Origin of the sequence: Pseudomonas sp. 13B_2.1_Bac1, assembly GCF_025466155.1 — a bacterium.
Classification (GTDB): domain Bacteria; phylum Pseudomonadota; class Gammaproteobacteria; order Pseudomonadales; family Pseudomonadaceae; genus Aquipseudomonas; species Aquipseudomonas aylmerensis.
This window is the reverse complement of record NZ_JANLOH010000005.1, coordinates 37,260-56,854: the sequence shown is the minus strand read 5'-3', so window position 1 is coordinate 56,854 and position 19,595 is coordinate 37,260. Positions and strand designations below refer to the sequence as shown.

General features: G+C 63.6%; 17 protein-coding genes and 2 pseudogenes. 13 read left to right on the top strand and 6 right to left on the bottom strand.

Annotated elements, in window-relative coordinates; translation table 11 throughout:
- Position 1: 1 nt before the first annotated feature.
- The 8 genes from NTD80_RS00820 (at position 2) to NTD80_RS00785 (ending at position 10,820) form a co-directional block, all read left to right on the top strand.
- A complete protein-coding gene (locus tag NTD80_RS00820) occupies positions 2–943 on the top strand; it encodes an ABC transporter permease (protein ID WP_065906353.1) in 942 nt (313 codons plus the stop codon).
- A complete protein-coding gene (locus NTD80_RS00815) occupies positions 940–1,818 on the top strand; it encodes an ABC transporter permease (protein ID WP_016977188.1) in 879 nt (292 codons plus the stop codon). The genes NTD80_RS00820 and NTD80_RS00815 overlap by 4 nt, the downstream gene beginning before the upstream one ends.
- The gene (locus tag NTD80_RS00810; RefSeq protein ID WP_106804203.1) at positions 1,815–3,458 is read left to right on the top strand and encodes an ABC transporter ATP-binding protein; all 1,644 of its coding nucleotides are present in this window, start codon (positions 1,815–1,817) and stop codon (positions 3,456–3,458) included. Before NTD80_RS00815 ends, NTD80_RS00810 begins: the two co-directional genes overlap by 4 nt.
- Before the next feature lie 111 nt (positions 3,459–3,569).
- The gene (locus NTD80_RS00805) at positions 3,570–4,823 is read left to right on the top strand and encodes an OprD family porin (protein ID WP_065906358.1); all 1,254 of its coding nucleotides are present in this window, start codon (positions 3,570–3,572) and stop codon (positions 4,821–4,823) included.
- Between the two features lie 196 nt (positions 4,824–5,019).
- Complete coding sequence (locus NTD80_RS00800) at positions 5,020–6,138, top strand: succinylglutamate desuccinylase/aspartoacylase family protein (RefSeq protein ID WP_213550723.1); 1,119 nt, start codon at positions 5,020–5,022, stop codon at positions 6,136–6,138.
- A 131-nt stretch (positions 6,139–6,269) separates the two neighbouring features.
- Complete coding sequence (gene rocD / locus NTD80_RS00795; protein WP_262131716.1) at positions 6,270–7,463, top strand: ornithine--oxo-acid transaminase; 1,194 nt, start codon at positions 6,270–6,272, stop codon at positions 7,461–7,463.
- The gene (gene acnA / locus NTD80_RS00790) at positions 7,460–10,114 is read left to right on the top strand and encodes an aconitate hydratase AcnA (protein ID WP_262131715.1); all 2,655 of its coding nucleotides are present in this window, start codon (positions 7,460–7,462) and stop codon (positions 10,112–10,114) included. Before rocD ends, acnA begins: the two co-directional genes overlap by 4 nt.
- The gene (locus tag NTD80_RS00785) at positions 10,107–10,820 is read left to right on the top strand and encodes a transporter substrate-binding domain-containing protein (protein WP_262131714.1); all 714 of its coding nucleotides are present in this window, start codon (positions 10,107–10,109) and stop codon (positions 10,818–10,820) included. Before acnA ends, NTD80_RS00785 begins: the two co-directional genes overlap by 8 nt.
- Here NTD80_RS00785 and NTD80_RS00780 read toward each other — a convergent pair.
- The gene (locus NTD80_RS00780; RefSeq protein WP_065906369.1) at positions 10,806–11,168 is read right to left on the bottom strand and encodes an NUDIX hydrolase; all 363 of its coding nucleotides are present in this window, start codon (positions 11,166–11,168) and stop codon (positions 10,806–10,808) included. The two genes, NTD80_RS00785 and NTD80_RS00780, sit on opposite strands and share 15 nt — an antisense overlap.
- Positions 11,169–11,295: 127 nt before the next feature.
- Here NTD80_RS00780 and NTD80_RS00775 point away from each other — a divergent pair, with 127 nt between their 5' ends.
- Positions 11,296–12,276, top strand: coding sequence for a Gfo/Idh/MocA family protein (locus NTD80_RS00775; RefSeq protein ID WP_065906370.1), 981 nt, complete (start codon positions 11,296–11,298; stop codon positions 12,274–12,276).
- Positions 12,277–12,312: 36 nt separating this feature from the next.
- Positions 12,313–12,942, top strand: a complete 630-nt coding sequence (locus tag NTD80_RS00770; protein WP_262131712.1) for a ribonuclease T2 — start codon at positions 12,313–12,315, stop codon at positions 12,940–12,942.
- On the opposite strand, the pseudogene NTD80_RS00765 reads toward NTD80_RS00770, so the two are convergent.
- Positions 12,939–13,064, bottom strand: a pseudogene (locus tag NTD80_RS00765) (transcriptional regulator); the annotation flags it as partial. The gene NTD80_RS00770 and the pseudogene NTD80_RS00765 sit on opposite strands and share 4 nt — an antisense overlap.
- A 46-nt stretch (positions 13,065–13,110) precedes the next feature.
- On the opposite strand from NTD80_RS00765, the pseudogene NTD80_RS31270 reads away from it, so the two are divergent.
- A pseudogene (locus tag NTD80_RS31270) lies at positions 13,111–13,203 on the top strand (thioredoxin reductase); the annotation flags it as partial.
- Here NTD80_RS31270 and NTD80_RS00760 read toward each other — a convergent pair.
- Positions 13,193–13,891 carry an SDR family oxidoreductase gene (locus tag NTD80_RS00760; protein WP_262131711.1) on the bottom strand — a complete coding sequence of 233 codons (699 nt, stop codon included), beginning with the start codon at positions 13,889–13,891 and terminating at the stop codon, positions 13,193–13,195. The pseudogene NTD80_RS31270 and the gene NTD80_RS00760 overlap by 11 nt on opposite strands.
- Before the next feature lie 105 nt (positions 13,892–13,996).
- Between NTD80_RS00760 and NTD80_RS00755 the strand changes: the two genes are divergently transcribed.
- Positions 13,997–14,425 carry a winged helix-turn-helix transcriptional regulator gene (locus NTD80_RS00755; protein WP_262131709.1) on the top strand — a complete coding sequence of 143 codons (429 nt, stop codon included), beginning with the start codon at positions 13,997–13,999 and terminating at the stop codon, positions 14,423–14,425.
- Between the two features lie 63 nt (positions 14,426–14,488).
- On the opposite strand, the gene NTD80_RS00750 is transcribed toward NTD80_RS00755, so the two are convergent.
- Complete coding sequence (locus tag NTD80_RS00750; protein WP_262131708.1) at positions 14,489–15,331, bottom strand: alpha/beta fold hydrolase; 843 nt, start codon at positions 15,329–15,331, stop codon at positions 14,489–14,491.
- A 315-nt stretch (positions 15,332–15,646) separates the two neighbouring features.
- Between NTD80_RS00750 and NTD80_RS00745 the strand changes: the two genes are divergently transcribed.
- On the top strand, positions 15,647–16,234 hold the full coding sequence (locus NTD80_RS00745; protein ID WP_106804195.1) for a LysE family translocator: 588 nt from the start codon (positions 15,647–15,649) through the stop codon (positions 16,232–16,234).
- On the opposite strand, the gene NTD80_RS00740 is transcribed toward NTD80_RS00745, so the two are convergent.
- Together NTD80_RS00740 and NTD80_RS00735 are read right to left on the bottom strand one after the other, a co-directional pair.
- Entirely contained in the window at positions 16,176–17,069 is an 894-nt protein-coding gene (locus NTD80_RS00740) for an AraC family transcriptional regulator (RefSeq protein WP_262131707.1), read from the bottom strand. The two genes, NTD80_RS00745 and NTD80_RS00740, sit on opposite strands and share 59 nt — an antisense overlap.
- A 63-nt stretch (positions 17,070–17,132) precedes the next feature.
- Entirely contained in the window at positions 17,133–19,595 is a 2,463-nt protein-coding gene (locus NTD80_RS00735; protein WP_262131705.1) for a TonB-dependent siderophore receptor, read from the bottom strand.

Here is a 19,595-nt window from a genome sequence, read left to right as displayed (position 1 = left end):
GATGTTTCGTTTTATCTCCCAACGCCTGGCGATGTCAGTCCCGACCTTGCTGCTGATCTCGCTGATGGTGTTCGCGATCATCCGCCTGGTGCCTGGTGACCCGGCCCTGCTGATGCTTGGCGACATGGCCGACGCCCATAGCCTGGAGGTCGCGCGTGCGTCCCTGGGCCTGGACCAGCCGCTGCCAGTGCAGTTTGTAATCTGGTTGAAGGCGGTGCTCAGCGGCGACCTTGGGCATTCGATCACCACCAATGAGGCGGTGCTACCGCTGATCCTCGATCGCTTCCAGGTGAGTGCCGGGATTGTGTTGGTGTCGGTGTTGCTGGCTGCCTTGATTGCGGTGCCGGCCGGCTTGCTGTCGGCGTGGAAGCAGGACAGTGCACTGGACTTTGGCGTGGTGTCGACCGCCACGCTGCTGCTGTCGATCCCCAGTTTCTGGCTCGGCCTGCTGTTGCTGTATGCGTTTGGCATCAAGCTGGGCTGGTTGCCGGTGGTGGGTTACGTGTCGTTCGGCCAGTCACCGTGGCAGGCCTTGAGTTTCATCGTGTTGCCGATCGTCACCCTGACCCTGGTGGAGCTGGGTGCAATCACCCGCATGGCGCGGGCCAGTGCCATCGAGGTGTTGCGCCTGGAGTACATCACCCATGCCCGCGCCAAGGGCCTGTCGGAACGTGCGGTGCTGTGGCGCCATGCGTTGCGCAACTCGTTTGCACCGACCCTGACCCTTATCGGCCTGATCCTCGGCAACCTGCTCAGCGGCATTGCCGTGCTGGAAACCGTGTTCACCCTGCCGGGCATCGGCCGCCTGATGGTCGATGCCATCTACGCCCGTGACTACCCGGTGCTGCAGGGCTGCCTGCTGCTGGTGACCTTTGTCTATGTGCTGGTCAACCTGTTGGTGGACCTGCTGTACCCGCTCTTCGACCCCAGGGTTAAGTTATGAATAAGCCACTGCCTGTTGCACCCGAGGTGCTACTGCCTGCACCGGTGCGTGCCCCCAGGGCCTGGCGCGTGCCGCCGTTGAATGCGCTGATCGGTGCGTTCCTGTTGGGCTTGCTATTGATCATGGCCGCGCTCGGCCTGGTATGGACGCCCCATGATCCGCTGGCGCTGAACCTGCTGGCGCGGTTGCAGGCGCCGACCGCCGCGCACTGGCTGGGCACCGATGAATACGGTCGCGATGTCTTGAGCCGCTTGATGATCGGCGCGCACACCAGCCTGTGGGTGAGTGTGCTGACGGTGAGCATGGCGATTATCGCCGGCACCTTCCTCGGCTTGCTGGCCGGCTTCCTGCGCGGCTGGGTCGACCGTGGCCTGATGATGATCAACGACGCGCTGCTGGCGTTCCCCGGCATCCTGCTGGCCCTGGGCTTGATGGCGATCATCGGTCCGAGCCTGTACGGCATCGTCTTCGCCTTGAGCCTGGCCTATACGCCGTCGGTGGTGCGGGTGGTGCGCGGCACGGTGTTGTCGCTGCGCGAGAAGGAGTTTGTCGAGGCCTCGCGGGTGATCGGCAATTCCGAGCTGTACACCATGCTGCGCCATATTGCGCCGAACTGCGTGGCGCCGGTGTGCGTGCTGGCCACCAGCATGTTCGGCTGGGCGATCCTCGCGGAAAGCTCCCTGAGCTTCCTCGGCCTGGGCGTGCCGCCACCGGCGGCGACCTGGGGCAACATGCTCGCGGCCAGCCGGCCGTATATCGCCACGGCCAGTTGGCTGGGGCTGTTTCCCGGTGTCTGCATCGCCATGGCGTTGCTGGCGTTCAACCTGTGTGGCGATGCCTTGCGTGACCGCCTTGATCCACGGATGAGTAAATGACCATGACTGATGTATTACTGGCAGTCGATCACCTGAAAATCCGCGTCGGCACCCACGGCCCGCTGGCGGTCAACGACCTGAGCTTCACCATCGCGCCGGGGGAAATCGTCGCGTTGGTGGGCGAGTCCGGCAGCGGCAAGACCATGGCCGCCCGCGCCGCCATCGGCCTGCTGCCGCCACCGCTGCAACACTGCGGCGGCCAGGTGCGGTTCCAGGGCCATGACCTCAACAGCCTCAAGCCCGAGCAACTGCGCCAACTGCGCGGGGCCAAGATCGGCATGGTGTTCCAGGAACCCATGGTATCGTTGAACCCGTCCATGAGCATCGGCGAGCAAATGGCCGAGGGCCTGCGCCTGCACACCAAGCTCACGGATGCGCAGATCCGCGAACGCAGCCTGGAGATGCTCGGCCATATCGGCATCAAGGACGCCGAACGTTGCCTGGCGGCGTTCCCTCATGAGTTCTCCGGTGGGATGCGCCAACGCATCATGCTCGCTTCGGTGATGCTGCTGCGCCCGGCGCTGCTGATTGCCGACGAACCCACCACGGCCCTGGACTGCTTGGCGCAACTGGACGTGTTGAAGCTGATGCTCGACCTGACCCGCGAGCAGGGCACGGCGATTCTGTTTATCAGCCATGACCTGTCCCTGGTGGCGCGCTACGCCGACAAGGTGGTGGTGATGCGCGAAGGCCGTGCGGTGGAGCAGGGCACCATTGAGCAGATCCTGCTGGCGCCCAAGGCCGAATACACCCGCCAGCTGCTGGAAGCCTTGCCGCGCCGTGGCGTGTTGGCGGACTTGCCCCAGGCCGACGGCCCGCTGCTGACGGTCCGCGATGTGTGCATCGAACACCCTGGCCCGCGCAGCCTGTGGGGCCGCACGCCGTTCAAGCGCGTGGTGCATTCGGCCAACCTCAGCATCGCACCGGGCGAAACCCTGGCGCTGGTGGGCGGCAGCGGCTCCGGCAAGACCACCCTGGGCCGCGCGATTGTTGGCCTGAACAAAGCCTGTGCCGGCGCCATCGAGTTTGAGGGCGTGGACATCCTCAAGTCCGGCAATCGCGAACACCGTTTGCAATGCCAGATGATTTTCCAGGACCCGTATTCGTCCCTCGACCCGCGCATGAAGATCGGCGACATCCTCGCCGAACCGCTGCGCCATGTACCGGGCATGAGCGCCGAGCACAAGCGTGAGCGCGTCACCAGGACGCTGCTGGATATCGGCCTGGCCGAGCAGTTTGTCGACCGCTTCCCGCATCAGTTGTCCGGTGGCCAGCGCCAGCGTGTCGCCATTGGCCGCGCGCTGGTGCGCCACCCACGGTTGGTGATTGCCGACGAGCCGATCTCGGCCCTGGACATGACCATCCAGAAGCAAATCCTGGAGCTGTTCGAACGCCTGCAGGCGCAGTACGGCTTCGCCTGCCTGTTCATCTCCCACGACCTGGCGGCGGTGGAGCGCATCGCCCACCGCGTCGCGGTGATGAGCGAGGGCAGGGTGGTGGAAATGGGCGCGCGGGACGAGATCTTCGACCGCCCGCAGCACCCCTATACCCGCAAGCTGCTGGCCGCTGCCAGCCCCTTGGAGAAACTTGAAAACGGTGGCTACCGCATTCGCCAGGGCCCTGTACCGCTAGCGCTGTAACCCAGGACTGACGTCACCCGCCGCGCAAATCGCCGATTTGCGCGAACGGCGAAGCCATGCCCGAAGAACAATAAAAACCCCCAACCATGACACTGCCAGGAGCTTAAAAAAATGAAAAAATCCCTGACTCAACTCATCACCGGCGTGGGCGTCGTGAGCAGCGGGTTGATCCCGTTCGCCGCCCACGCAGATTTCATCAAGGACAGCAGCGGTACGCTGGAATTGAAGAACTACTACTTCAACCGTGACTACCGCGAAGAAGCCAGCCAGTCGGTGCGCGCCGAATGGGCCCAGGGCTTTTTGCTGGGGATCAAGTCCGGCTTTACCGAGGGCACGGTAGGTTTCGGCCTGGACGCCATGGGCATGCTCGGCTTGAAGCTCGACTCCAGCCCGGACAAATCCGGCACCGGCTTGCTGCAACGTGACAGCGACAAGCGCGCTTCCGACAGCTACTCCAAGCTCGGCGTGACCGCCAAGGCACGCTTCGCCAAGAGCGAACTGCGCGTGGGCTACCTGGTGCCGGATCTTCCGACCCTGCAACCCAATACCAGTCGCCTGTTCCCGCAGTCGTTCAGTGGCACGCAGCTGGTGTCCAACGACATCAGCAACCTCAAGCTCAGCCTCGGTCAGTTGGACCAGGCCAAGGACCGCGATTCCACCAACTACGAAGACATGAAGCTGACCACGGTCAGCAAGGTCTACAAAAGCACGGCCCTGAGCGATCAGTTCCGCTTCGCCGGCGGCGATTATTCGCTGACCCCCAACACGTTGCTCAGCTACCACTACGCCGCGCTCGACAGCATCTACCACCAGCAATACGGCGGCTTCAAGAACAGCTTTGGCCTGGGGCCGGGCAGCCTGAAGACCGACGTGCGCTACTTCAAGGCCGACAAGGACGGCGCTGGCCTCGCGGGTGATGTCGATAACCGCGCCTTGAGTACACGCCTGACCTACCAGTATGGCGGCCACAGCATCGGCGGCGGCTTCCAGCGGCAGTTCGGCACCACGCCGTTCACCTACCTGGATGGTTCGATCAGCTACCTGTTCACCGAGTACCAGTTCACCAACTTCACCCAGACCAAGGAGCGCGCCTGGCACGCTCGCTACGACTACAACTTCGCCGACCTGGGCCTGCCGGGCCTGCTGTTCGGGATCAAGTATGCCAAGGGTGATTCGGCCGAGGTGATCGGCTTCAACGGCGAAGGCCGTGAATGGGAACGCGATCTGGACATCAGCTACGTGGTGCAGACCGGCCCGTTCAAGGGGGTGTCGATGCGTTGGCGCAACGCCCTGGCCAAGGGCAACTTCTACAACGACGTCAACGAGAACCGCGTGCTGCTGGGCTACACCCTGGCGCTCTGGTAAGCGTGTGTCTGAGGCTTAGTTGTGATGAGCGGGGCAAGCCCGCTCATCACACTGTCCCCGATCGGCATCACAACTGATCGGTTTGGCAGATCAAGATAGCCCCGGCCGCCCTTACAGGCGATCACCCGGTCTCGATACTCTTTTCAACAGCACCTTTTCTCCAGAACCATCACTCGAATATCGAGACTCCTGCGTTATGAAACTTAATCAACACCCCTTGCTGCAAGCGACACAAGGTACCCACAGGCACGTGGAAAGCGAGCATTACGGTGCAGTGGGTGCGGGTCGAAAAATCTATATCCAGGCGGCGCTGCATGCCGATGAAACCCCAGCGATGCTGGTGGCTGCGCACCTGCGCCGGCAACTGGCCGCGCTGGAAAATGCCGGCCGCCTGAATGCGCAGATCGTGCTAGTAGCCGTGGCCAACCCGGCCGGCCTGGGCCAATACATCATGGGCGCGCCTAGCGGACGCTTCGAGCTGGGCAGTGGGCGCAATTACAACCGTGGTTTCCCGGTGCCGTACGCGGAAATCGCCAGCCGGATCGAACACCTGCTCAGCCAGGACATCGACGCCAACCGTGAACTGATCCGCCAAGCCTGGGGCGAATGCCTGCGCGCCGCCCAGCCGATGGACGAATACCAGTCGCTGCAACAGACCCTGATGCTGCTGGCCCACGATGCCGACATCGTGCTGGACCTGCACTGCTCACGCGAAGCGGCCATGCACCTCTACACCGGCGAATCGGTGTGGCCGACCATCGAGCCGTTGGCGCGCTACATCGGCGCCGAAGCGACCCTGCTGGCTACCGATTCCCAGGCCAATTCCTTTGATGAAGCGCTCTACCTGCTGTGGGTGAATCTGCGCGAGCGGTTTGGCGAGCGATTCCCGATCCCCGACAGCAGCATCGCCGTGACCGTGGAACACCGTGGCCAGCGTGATGTGTCGTATGAACTGGCAGACCATGACGCCACGGCGATCATTGATTACCTGACCCACCTGGGCGCCATCGAAGGCACCCCACGACCGTTGCCCGCCTTGCGTAACCCGGCGACGCCGCTGGCGGGCAGCGAGCAGTTCTATGCGTCGAGCGCCGGGGTGCTGGTGCACCGCGCGGCAGTGGGCAGTCGCATTGAAGCGGGGCAGGCGTTGTTCGATATCGTCGATCCCCACAGTGGCAAGACCGTGACGATCAACAGCCACACCACCGGCGTGTTGTACATGCGCCGCGATGTGCGCTTTGTGAAGCCGGGCGATCCCTTGGGCCGTGTTTCCGGCGCCACGCCGATCCGCAGTGGCAAGCTGCTGAGTGCGTGAATTGAAAGGCGATCACTGTAGGCGCCGGCTTGCCGGCGATAGCGGTGTGTCAGACGTACCGCCATCGCCGGCAAGCCAGCGCCTGCAGTAGATCCTCACTATTTTTAGATTTTTATCAGGCAGGACACTCCATGCACCCCAACCCGGCAATCACCCTCGAACACCAATTCTGCGCCCACAACTATTCGCCGCTGCCGGTGGTCATCGTCAAGGGCGAGGGCGTGTGGGCCATTGGCGATGATGGCAAGCACTACCTGGACATGATGTCGGCCTATTCAGCTGTCAGTCATGGCCATGTGCACCCGCGTATCCGCGCCGCCGCCGTGGCGCAGATCGACAAGATCAGCGTGGTGTCACGCGCGTTCTACAGTGAGCCACTGGGCAACTTCCTCAAGACGCTGTGCCGCATCAGCGGCTTCGATTCGGCATTGCCGATGAACAGCGGCGCCGAAGCCGTGGAGACCGCGATCAAGGCCGCCCGTCGCTGGGGCTATCGGGTCAAGGGCATCGCCGCGAACCAGGCGAAGATCGTGGTGGCCGACAACAACTTCCATGGGCGCACCTCGACCATCGTCGGCTTCTCGTCCGAGCCGGACTACAAGGCGGACTTCGGTCCGTTCTGCGACGGCTTCACCGAAGCGCGGTTTGGCGATATCGAGAGTTTTCGCCAGGCCATCACGGCTGATACCTGCGCGGTGCTGATCGAACCGATCCAGGGCGAAGCCGGTATTCGCGTGCCGCCGGCCGGGTTCCTGCGTGAGCTGCGTGCACTGTGCGACGCCACCAACACCTTGCTGATCCTCGATGAAATCCAGTCGGGCCTGGGCCGCACCGGCAAGTGGTTTGCCTTCCAGCACGAAGGCATTCGCCCGGATGCGCTGATCCTTGGCAAGGCGCTGGGTGGCGGGATCATGCCGGTGTCGGCGTTTGTCGCGGACCATTCGATCATGGACCTGTTCGATGCCGGCAGCCATGGTTCGACGTTTGGCGGTAACCCCTTGGCGGCGGCCGTTGGCCTGGAAGCCCTTAACGTGCTGGAAGATGAAGGCTTGATCGATAACAGCGCGCAATTGGGCCACTACCTGGTGGAGCGCCTGCGGGGGATGAATTCCCCGGCGGTCCGTGAGGTGCGTGGTCGCGGTTTGTGGGTGGGGGTGGAGCTGGACCGTGATGCACGGCCGATTTGCGAAGCGCTGCTTGCCGAAGGGCTGCTGACCAAGGAGACCCATGAAAACGTGCTGCGTATCGCGCCGCCGTTGTCCATCACCCGTGAGGAACTGGATTGGGGCCTGGCGCGTATCGAGCGGGTGTTCGGCCAACTATGAGCGACGTTCTCAACCATCTGGACATCGGCGGGCAGCGTTACGCCTATATCGATCTGCATAAACTGCTGACCCCGGTGCAGCTGCATCGGCTGCCTTATTGCCTGCGCATCCTGGTGGAAAACATCGCCCGCTGTGCCCCGGCCTCATTGCCGTCGGTGCTGGCGCGAGCCACCGGCAGCGGGCCGGACTGCGAGGTGCCATTCCAGCCCAACCGCCTGATGTTTCACGACACCACCTGCCTGCCGGCCCTGGCGGACTTTGCCGGCATGCGTGATGTGGTCGCGGAACTGGGCGGCGACCCGACGGCGGTGAACCCGGCGATCCCGGCCGTGTTGACCATCGACCACTCGGTGATTGTCGAGCACTACGCCGAAGCCGGCGCGGTGGACGCCAACCTCGACATCGACTTTCGCCGCAATAGCGAGCGCTACCGGTTTATCAAATGGGCCGAGGCCAGCCTGGACAACTTCAAGGTGATCCCGCCGGGGACGGGGATCATCCACCAGATGAACATGGAATCCATCGCCCAGGTGGTATGGGAAAGCCCGGCCGCCGAGGGTGGCGTGCTGCTGCACCCGGACTGCATGGTTGCCACCGACAGCCATACGCCGATGATCAATGCCATCGGCGTGCTGGGCTGGGGCGTGGGCGGGCTCGAAGGGCAGGCGGCGATGCTCGGTGAGCCGGTGCCGATTGCCTTTCCCCAGGTCGTGGGGATTCGCGTCAGCAATGCCTTGCGGGCCGGTGTGACGGCGACGGACCTGGCATTGAGCGTGACCGAGTTGCTGCGCCAGCGCAGCATGGTCGGCAAGTTTGTCGAGTTCACCGGGCCGGGGCTGGCGTCGTTGAGTTGGGCGGCGCGGGGCACCGTGGCGAACATGGCGCCGGAGTATGGCGCGACGGTGGTGTTTTTCCCGTTTGATGACGAGACCCTTGCCTACCTTGAATTGAGTGCGCGGCCGGCGCCATTGTTGGCCAAGGTGTCGACCTATATGGCGGCACAGTCGCTGTGGCGCCAGGCCGGCGAGCCCGAGCCGCAGTTCGATGAATTGATCGAGCTGGACTTGGCCCGGATTGAACCCAGTGTGGCCGGGCCACACCAACCCCATCAGCGCCAGTCGCTGGCGCAGGCGGGCGCCTCGTTTCATCAGCATGTGCACGCTGAGGCCGGGCAGCAGTTCTTCGAGCCGTCCTTTGAAGCGCCGTTGACCCACGGCGCGGTGGTAATGGCGGCGATCACCAGTTGCACCAACACGGCCAACCCGGCGCAGATGATCCAGGCCGGATTGCTGGCACGGCGTGCACGGGCACGCGGCGTGGGGCGCAAACCCTGGGTGAAGACTTCGCTGTCGCCGGGTTCGCGGGTGGTGGCGGACTATCTGGATGTGGCGGGTTTGTTGGAGGATTTTGCAGCGCTGGGCTTCGACCTGGCGGGCTTTGGCTGCATGACCTGTATCGGCAATTCCGGAAGCCTGGAGGCCCATGTGGAGGCCTTTGCCGAGCAAGGCCTCAAGGGTGTGGTGGTGCTGTCGGGCAATCGCAATTTCGAAGGACGGGTCAACCCCAAAGTCCCCGCCGGGTACCTGGCCTCGCCGGCGCTGTGCGTGGCCTATGCGATTGCCGGGAGCATTGATATCGACCTGTCCAGCAGTCCGCTGGCGTTGGATGCCCAAGGCAAGCCGGTGTACCTGGAGGAGCTGATGCCCAGTGATGCCGAGGTGGCGGCGCACGTGGCGCGGGTGGTGCGCCCGGTGTTGTTCCAGCAACGCAATGAACTGCTCTGGCAGGGCACGCCGCACTGGCAGGCGCTGGAGGCCGACGCCAGCGTGAGATTTGCCTGGAACCCGGATTCCACCTATTTGCGCCGCCCGCAGTACCTGGCGCAGGTGCCACCCGTGCCGGCGGCGAGCCTGTCGGTGCGCAACGCGAGGGCGTTGGTGGTGCTTGGTGATAACGTCACCACGGACCATATTTCACCGGCGGGCACCATCCCTTCCGAGAGCCTGGCCGGTGCCTGGCTGCGCGAAAGGGGAGAGGCCGAGGCGGATTTAAACCAGTACTCGACACGGCGCAGCAACCACGAAGTGATGGTGCGTGGGGCCTTTACCAACCCGCGCCTGAACAACCTGCTGGACCCGACACAAACACCACGCGCAGGTGTGTGGGCGTGGAATGCCGACCACACGGACTACCAGCCGTTGTACTTGGCCGCGCAGAGCTACGCCGGCACGCCCACCGTGCTGTTTGCCGGGAGCAACTACGGCGCCGGTTCCAGCCGGGATTGGGCGGCGAAGGTGCTGAGCCTGTTGGGGATCAAGGCGGTGGTGGCGCGCAGTATCGAGCGCATTCATCGCAGTAACCTGATCGGCATGGGCGTGTTGCCGTTGGTGTTCTGCGCCGGGACGACGGTGCAGGACCTGGCGCTGGATGGCAGCGAGCGCTTGACGTTCCTGGGGCTGGAACACCTGCAGGTTGGCGAGAACCCGATCACCCTGCAGATCGATCGCGCCGATGGCCGTGTTATCACGCACCGGCTGGTTCTGCGCCTCGACTCGTTGCAAGAGCTTGGGTACCTTGAGCACGGCGGCGTGCTGCCGTTTGTGATCCGCAAGACCGTGCAACGAACCCGCCCAGGAGCGCTCGATGATTGATCCCGCTGTACTGCAACAACTGGCCCCCGATGGCGTGCTGCGTGCCGCCATCAACTTCGGCAACCCGGTGCTGGCGCAACGCGGCGCGGGCGGTGAGCCACAGGGAGTGTCCGTGGCGTTGGCCAAGGCCCTGGCTGAAGAGCTGGGTGTCGAGTTGGCGCTGATCACTTTCGAGGCGGCGGGCAAGGTCTTTGCTGCGCTGGCCGAGGATGCCTGGCGCGTGGCGTTCCTGGCCATCGAGCCGGTGCGTGAGCAGGAGATCGCGTTCAGCGCACCCTACGTGGCGATCAAGGGCACCTACCTCGTGGCGACGGATTCACCCTTTACCCACGTCGCCCAATTGGATGCAGCGGGTCGACGCATCGCCGTCGGCCAAGGCGCAGCCTACGACCTGTACCTGAGCCGTACGGTGGCGCACGCCGAGCTGGTACGGGCGCCTACGTCGGCGGCAGCGGTGGACTGCTTTATCGCGCAAGGGCTGGATGCGGCGGCGGGGGTGCGGGACTTTCTGCGCACCCGGGTGAGCGCGCAATGGCGCCTGGTCGAGGATGACTTCATGACCATCCGCCAAGCCATGGCAGTACCGGTGGCGCATGCAGCCGCTGCCGCGTTCGTCAGATCCTTTGTCGAACGGCAGAAAGAGAAGGGTGTGGTAAAGCGAGGTCTCGAGGCCAGCGGGCAGAGCGCTGAATTACAGGCGACGTAGAAAGGATTTGACGATGTGCCGGGTGGCGTCGGTGGTGTCCAGTTCATCCACGGCGCCATAGGCGTACCACTGGCAATCGATGATTTCGTTGCACGGGCGCGCGTCGGCGATGTTCACCACCGAAGCCTCGAACACATGGTGTACGGTGTCCCGGGCCTTGAGCTCCTGCAGGTACAGCAAGCCGTCCACATTCAACCCGGTTTCTTCTTCCAGCTCGCGTTCGGCCGCGCCGACCGGGCGCTCGTTCCGTTCGACCTTGCCGCCCGGCAATGCCCATTTTGACCTGGCCTTGCGCACGAAGAGGATATGTCCCTCGTGTTCGCAAATAACCGTTGCGCGTATTTTCATCGTCTGTGCCCTCGCAGCGGGATGAGTGTCATAAAAGTGTAATGCAAATGTCATGCTAAGTGGTTATGGCGCACCGGGTTGGGGATGTGGATACTGCCTGATTGATGAAAACGGACGAGGACAACAGATGAACACCGTACGTTGGGGCATGATCGGCTGTGGCAGTGTCACTGAACTGAAGAGTGGACCCGCCTTCTATAAAGCGCCAGGTTCGGCGCTGGTCGCCGTGATGGGGCGCCGCGAGGCAGCCGTGCGCGATTATGCAGCGCGCCATGGCATTGCCCGTTTCTATACCGACGCCCAGGCACTGATCGACGACCCTGAAGTGGACGCGGTGTATATCGCCACACCGCCCGACAGCCACCTCGAGTACAGCCTGATGGTGGCGGCGGCCGGCAAGCATTGCTGTGTCGAGAAGCCCATGTCGCTGAATGCCGAGCAGAGCGCGTTGATGCAGCGCACGTTCGAGCGGGCCGGGCTGCACCTGTTTGTCTCCTACTACCGTCGCTCGCTGCCGCGCTTCCAGCAGGTACGCGAGTGGCTGCAGGCGGGACGCATCGGCCAACTGCGCCACCTGACCTGGACCTTGTGCAAGCCCCCGGGGGCCGACGACGCCAGCGCCGCCAACTGGCGCACCGACCCACTGATTGCCGGTGGCGGTTACTTTGCCGACCTGGCCAGTCACGGCTTTGACCTGTTCCAGTACCTGGCCGGGGATATCGTCGAGGTCTCGGGCTTTACCGCGCGCCAGGCCGGGCGCTATGCGGCGGAAGATGCAGTGACGGCCTGCTGGACCTTTGGCTCGGGCGCCCTGGGCATGGGCTGCTGGAACTTCGTCGCGGACCGCAAGGAAGACCGCGTCGAGCTGATCGGCAGCCGTGGTCGCATTCAGTTCTCGGTGTTCGAAGACCAGCCGCTGCGCCTGGAAGCCGAGACCCAGGAAGTGCTCGAAGTACCGTGCCATGCGCATATCCAGTGGCACCACGTACTGGCGATGAATGCGCACATCCGCGGCGAGGCCGAGCATCCTTCGCTGGCCATCGAGGCGTTGAAGACCGATCGGATTCTCGACAAGGTGCTATTACGCAACCCCCACCATCCTGGGTAGTCGCGATAAAAAGGGTTTTTTTCAAGGAATAGACCGATGAAATACTGGATGGTGGTGTGGCTGGTGCTGGCGACCGGCGCAGTGGCGGCCCCGCGTGAACAGGGCACGCCGGGGGAGTTTGATTTCTATGTGCTGTCATTGTCGTGGTCGCCGACGTTTTGCCTGACGCACCCGGACAACGAACAGTGCTCGGGCAAGGGCTACGGGTTTGTGCTGCACGGCCTGTGGCCGCAGTACGCGCGAGGAGGGTGGCCGGCGAGCTGTGCGCCGCAGTCGTACCTGAGTCGTGAAGCGATGGACAAGGGCGCGACGTTGTTCCCTACGCGTGCGCTGCTCAAGCACGAATGGGCCAAGCATGGCACCTGCAGCGGCCTTGAACCGCTGGCGTACCTGGAAAAAACCGACGCGGCGTTGGGCGTGGTTGCCATTCCACACCAATTGCAGCCGTTCAACACGCCACCGTCGTTGCCGGCTCGCGAGATCGAGGCGCTGTTTCGCCAGAGCAACCCGCGCATGGGCAATCACGGTCTGGCGGTAATCTGCAAAGGCAAGGTGCTGTCGGAGGTGCGGGTGTGCCTGACCAAGGACCTGGCCTTCGCCGGCTGTCCGCGCAGTGTCAAAAGCCAGTGCCGCGAGGGTGAAATCCGCATTCCGGCCCAGCGCTAGGGCAGCATCGCCACGCGATAACGCTCATCAAAATCCTCGGCCAACTGCGCCAGGGTGACCTTGCCGAGGCGCTGCAACAACAGCGCCTGAGCTTGTTCGAAGGCGTCGGTGAGCGCCGCGTTCTTCATGGCGGCCCATACGGATCAGCACATGCAGCCTGCGCAACGTGACGCGTCCCTCGCCGCCGGCTCCGTGGCGCTGGCCGTGGCCGAGGGTGTGCGCGCGGGGATCGGCGCGCATTTTTCGCTGGTCAGCGGTTGAGGTAGACCGGGCTGTCGGTGGACAGCGACGCCTTCACCGCGTGGGTCATGTCGGTGATCAACACTTCTTCGCGGTCTTCGCCCAGGGCTTGCAGGGTGAGGGCGACCACTTCCTGGGGCGTGCTTTTAGGCGCCTGCACATCAGCGACCATGTCGGTGTCGATGTAGGCCGGGTGCACGCCGATCACCAGGGTGTTCTGCTCGCGCAACTCGCCGCGCAGGCCGTTGGTCAGGCCCCACTGGGCGGATTTCGAAGTGCTGTAGCCACCGGCGCCCGGCGGGCTCAGCCAGCTCAGCACCGAGAGGATGTTGATCAGCGCGCCGCCGCCCTGTTTGGCCAGGATCGGCGCAAAGGCACGGCTCAGGCGCAGGGTGCCGAAGGTGTTCACGTCAAAGTGCTGTTGCAGGTTTTCGACACTGTCTTCGGCCAGCAACGAACCGTACTTCAGGAAGCCCGCATTGTTGATCACCACACTGACGTCCGCGCACTGCTCGGCGGCGTGCTGCACGCTGGCCGCGTCGGTGATGTCGAGGGCAATCGGGGTGCTGCCGGGAATGTCCACGCTGCGCGGATCCCGCGCACCGGCGTAGACCTTGGCGGCGCCGGCTGCCAGCAGGGTGGTGACGAACGCTTTACCCAGGCCGCGATTGGCGCCGCTGACCAATACCACTTTTCCACGAATATCCATGATGAACTCCAGGCTGCGAATTAGGTTTAATAATGAAACCGTTTTTATCCTGAGGCTGTTGGTCCTATAATGCAACCAGATTTTTCAATGCCGGGAGGCCCGACGATGAAACGCAAATGCCTGGAAGGCGATGGCTGCCCCGTTGCCCGTGCCCTGGACGTGGTGGGCGACTGGTGGACGCTGTTGATCATCCGTGATGCATTCGCCGGCGTGACGCGCTTCGGTGATTTCCAGAAGCACCTGGGCGTGGCCAAAAACATCCTTGCCACGCGCCTCAAGGACATGGTCGAGCAGGGCCTGCTGCAAACCAGCGAAGTCGGTGCGCGCAGTGAATATCAGCTGACCGACAAGGGCCGCGCGCTGATGCCGGTGCTGGTGACGCTGGCGCAGTGGGGGGAGGCGCACACGCAGCCCGAACAGGTCGGCGCGCGCGTGCTGGATGCGCGCTCGCTCAAGCCGCTGCGCAAGGTCGAGATCCTGGCCGAGGATGGCCGGGTGCTGGGCCTCGACGATATCGTCACGCAGGTCAGCTAGGCGCGATTGCCGTCTATGTGATCTGTGGGCGCGCAGTGAGTGCGCGCCCACAGGGGGCAGGGTCTATTTGCTATCGAGGAAGCCCAGCAGCGCTGCATTGAACAACGCCGGGTCCTGCAGGAAGGCAAAGTGGCTGGTGTTCGGCAGGATCAGCAAGCCTGCCCCTGGGATGGTGGCCGCCATGTACTCGGTGTGCTCGCGCTTGATCGCTTCGTCATGGTCGCCGTCGGCAATCAGGATTGGCGTCTTGATGCTCGCCAGCTGGGCGTCGGTCCAGTTCGGTTGGCTGGCCCACATATGGCTGATCTGCTCGACGAATGCATCGTACTCTTTAGGCGTCGGCGACAGCCTGGCGTACTCCTTGCCGGCGCGTTCGATGAAGGCGGCGAAGGTCGGGTTTTTCTCTACGCCGTCCTTGACCCCGGCGGTCTGGGTGTTGGCGGCGAACGCGAACACCTTGCCGATCCGGTCCGGGTGACGCAGGGCCAGGTCGATGCCGATGATGGCGCCGTCGCTCCAGCCGACAATATCGGCGCGCGGGATCTTCAGGCTGTCGAGCACGGCCACCACGTCATCGGCCATCAGGTCGTAGCCGTAGGGTTTATCGTCCCGCGAGCTGCGCCCGTGGCCACGGCTGTCGAGGCTGATCACCGTGTGCTTGGCCGCCAGTGCCTTGACCTGGTTGCCCCAGTAATCGGAGTTGGACAGCCCACCGTGCAGCAGCACCACCGGCGATCCATGCCCGGTGCGGGTGTAGTAGACCTTGATGCCGTTGACGGCGGCGTAGCCGGTTTTGGCGCCGGCCACCGGGGCCGGTGTCGGCGGCAGGGTTTCCCAGCGTTCAGCGGCCTGGACCGCAGAGAAAGACAGCAACAGGCAGGCAGTTGCCAGCAGGCGACGTGACATGGCGATTCCTTTGATTGCAGTGAGTAGGCGCTGAACTCTAGCACCGGCCCAGGCGTGGGAAACACGCATTTTTGCCTATTGAGATCGGCGTTCTGAAAGAAAAAAATGCAGTTATATCAATGGAATAAAAGCGTCTAAAGCGCTCGGGCCAGAGCGGTTTCACCGCCGTTGTCTGTCCCGCGCCTTGAGCAGTGCGAGGCCGACTCCAGGGGCGCACACAAAATACTTCGACAAGGGTGATTTTGTTCAATACCCCGCGTGCCTTGCCCTTTAACGTGGCTCCATCGTCATCTGCCCGAATAAAAAGGAACTGCAATGAGCTTGATCATTTCCATGGCCGCCTTCGCATTGGCCACCTCGATCACACCCGGACCGGTCAATGTGGTGGCCCTGAGTTCAGGCGCGCGCTTCGGTTTTGTCGCCAGCCAGAAACACGTGTTCGGCGCCGCCGTCGGCTTCACCTTGTTGCTGGTGTTGATCGGCCTGGGGCTGCATGAAGTGCTGGTGCGCTGGCCGCTCCTGACGCAGTTGATCCAGTGGGGCGGGGTGGCCTTCTTGCTCTACATGGCCTGGAAACTCGCGGTGGACGATGGCCGCCTGGACGCGGACGGCAGCGCGACGGCGCCGTCGATGCTCTACGGCGCGATCATGCAGTGGCTCAATCCCAAGGCCTGGCTGGCCTGCGTGGCGGGCATGGGCCTGTTTGTGGCGGACGGCGATGCTCGGCAGGTCTGGCTGTTTGCCGGCCTTTACCTGGTGATCTGCTACCTGTCGGTGGCATGCTGGGCCTATGCCGGCACGTTCCTGCGCCGCTACCTGGGCAACCCCCAGGGTGTGCGTGTATTCAACCGCTCGATGGCCGCGTTGCTGGTGGCCAGTGTGGGTTATTTGCTGATGGCTTGAGGACGTCGCGGTACTGCCCCGGCGTGGCCGCGAAATGCTGCTTGAAGGCGCGCTGGAAATGCGCCTGGTCGGCAAAGCCTGCGGCCAGGGCGACATCGGCGATCAGCTTGCCGTCGCGCAGTTGGGTGCGGGCAAACTGGATGCGCCGGTTGACCAGGAAGGCATGCGGGGTCAGCCCGTAATACTGTTTGAAGGCGCGGATCAGGTACGACGGCGACAGCTCGGCGGCCAGGCAGATGTCCTCCAGCTTCAGGGCCTGGGTGCAGTGTTCGCGGATGTAGTCGGCGGCCCGTTCCAGCTTGAGGTTGACCTCGCGCATCGGGGCGGGTGAAGGGTTCAGGCGTTGCTGCACTTCGCTGAAATAACTCACCAGCGCGCTTTGCTTTTGCAGGTGTTCGGCCTGCTCATCCACCAGCGTCCGGTATAGCTCCAGCAAGCCCTCGTACAGCACCGGATCGCGCGTGTAGGGCGTATTGAATGGCCGATAACCCTGGTCGGTGCTGAACCCCAGCTGGTACTGCAGGTCGGTCAGCCACGGCGTGTCGATGTACAGCATCTTGTAGGACCATCGCTCGTTGTCGATGGGATTGCAGGCGTGCACATCGCCGGGGTTCATCAATACCACCGTGCCGGCGCTGATCTCGAACGTCTCTGCGCCGTAGTGGTAATAACTGCGCCCCGTGGTGACCACCCCGATGGAGAAGTGCTCGTGGGCATGGCGCGTGTAGGTGACCTTGCGCCCATCGGCGATGGTGCGCGCTTCGATGAACGGCAAGCGCTCGTCGCGCCAGAAGCGCGGCGAGTGCGAAGGGTGAGCAAGGCTGTCCAGCGACATGGCGGCAGTTCCATCCCTTGAGCGAGTGAAGGGATGATTGCACAGACCGCCCGGGGCGTCAGCCTAGAAATCCCACTTGGTTGCCAGCTGCAGGCTGCGCGGTTCGCCGTAGAAGCCGGTGCCGAAGTTGCCCAGGCCCGTGTAGTACTTCTTGTCGAAGAGGTTCTTCACGTTCAGCGTGGTGCTCAGGTGGTCGTTGAAGCGATAGCGTGCCATCAGGTCGACCAGGTAGTAGCTGTCCTGGGTGATGCGCGAGTCGTGGCCGAAGTTGACCGTGTCATTCGGGTCTGGCTGGAACACCTTGCCGAAGAACTCACTCTGCCAGTTCACACCGCCGCCCACGGTGATGTTGTCCAGGGCGCCCGGCAGGCGATAGGCGCTGAACAGCCGTACGACTTGTTGCGGCGTGGTGGTCTGCAGCACCGAACTGTAGACGTAGCCGTCATTGGCATCGCGGGTGTGCTGGTAGGTGTAGCCGGCGGAGATATTCCAGCCGTCGAGCACTTCACCCGACAGCTCGGCCTCGAAGCCTTTGGTGGTGGCGCCGGCGATGGGGCGGTAGATCGAGTCGCTCTCGAAACCCGAGACGTACTCGGCCACGTTGTCCTGTTCGATGCGGAACGCGGCGAAGCTGGCATTCAGGCGGCCGCCGTAGAACGCAGCCTTGAGCCCCGCTTCATAGGTCTGGCCTTCGACCGGGTCGAGCAGCTTGCGATCGGCATCCTTGCTGGTTTGCGGGCGATAGATCTGGGTATAGCTGGTGTACACCGACCAGGTGTCGTTCAGGTCATAGACGACCCCGGCATAGGGCGTGACCACGCCACTCTGGTGGTAGGTGGCGCGGTTGTCGGCCTGGGCGGGGTCGAAGAAGTCGGTGGTGTCGGTGCCGCTGAAATTGCTCACGCGCGCGCCGAGGATCACTGCCAGGTCATCGGTCGGTTTCAGGCGAGTGGCGAGGTAGGCGCCGGTCTGGCGTTGCACGATATCGTTCTGGCCGCTGCGTGGGATGTCGGGCTTGGCGTATTCGCCGCGCCAGTCAAAGATGCTGCCGCCCACGGGTGGGTAGATCGAACCGTATACCGGCACGTCCTGTTTCGAGCGGGTGGCCATGAAGCCCATGATCAACTCGTGCTCGCGGCCGAACAGGCTGAACGGCCCGCTGAGGTTGACGTCCAGGGTGTTCTGCACCTGGTCGCCCTTGTACTTGCCCATGAACATGTACATGCCCTCGCCGCTGACCGGGTCGGGGTTGCCGCCACTCGCGGAGGCGAGCAGGGTGTCGTGCTGGCTGCGCTTGCGGTCGAGGCTGACTTTGAGCGACCAGTCATAGGCGAGCTTCTGCTGCACCGAGGCGAAGATCGTCTGGTTCTGGAAGTCGCGACGGCTCCAGTCGGCGGCCGGGTTGAACGATCGCGAAAAGTTCGTGCGCGAGCCGTCGCTGAAGTACATCGGGAAACCGGTCCAGCTGGCGCCGCGCGAGCGGGTGTCCTGCTGGTCGATACCGAAGGTCAGCAGAGTGTCGGGGGTGAGATCCGCTTCGAGGATGCCGTAGGCGATGTCCTTGGTGTTCTGGTAGTGGTCCAGGTAGGACTGGCGATCCTGGTACACGCCGACAAAGCGCCCGCGCACATTGCCGGACTCGGTCAGGGGGCCGGAGATGTCGCCTTCGGTGCGGTAATTGTCCCAGGAGCCGAAGGTCTGGGTGACCGACGCCTTGAAGTCGCGGGTGGGTTTTTTGCGGATCAGGTTGACCGTGGCCGAGGGGTCGCCGGAGCCGCTCAACAGGCCCGCCGAACCCTTGATGATTTCCAGGTGGTCGTACACCGCCATGTCGGTACTCGTGGTGCCGTAGTCGTACACGCCGTCATAGGTGGAGTTGACGCCGTCGTACTGGAAATTGGTGATCGGCAAGCCGCGGCTGGAGAACTCCCAACGCTCGCTGTCGTAGTTCTGCACGCTGACGCCCGGGGCGCGGCGCAGGGTGTCGGCGATGCTGTTGGAGCCTTGGTCGTCCATCTGCTGGCGGGTGATCACGGTGACCGACTGCGGGGTTTCGCGCATCGACAGCGGCAGGCCGGTGGCCGACGCCATGGAGCCTGTGGTGTAGGCGTGGGTGTCTTCGGTGGTGGCGCCCAGGTCCTGGCCGGAAATGGTGGTAGCACCCAGCTCCAGGGCGCCGGTGTTGGCCGGGACCGGTTCGAGTACGTAGCCGTTGTTGCCTTGGGGCAGGGCTTGCAGGCCGCTGCCCTGCAACAGGCGCTGCAAGCCGCTGGCCGGGGTGTAGTTGCCGTTCAGGCCTGGGCTGGTTTTACCTGCGGCGAGGCTGTTGTGCCCGGCGATGAAAATACCCGACTGCTCGGCAAAGCTGTTCAGCACATTGACCAGGGAGCCGGCGGCAATACGGTAGCTGCGCGCGGCTTCCTGGGTCGATGGTGTTTCGGCGGCGTGCAGCGTCGGTGCGCCGAGGCAAAACAGCGAGGTGGCCAACGCCAGTGGGCGCAGCGCGAAGCGAGCAGGTTGCGGCAT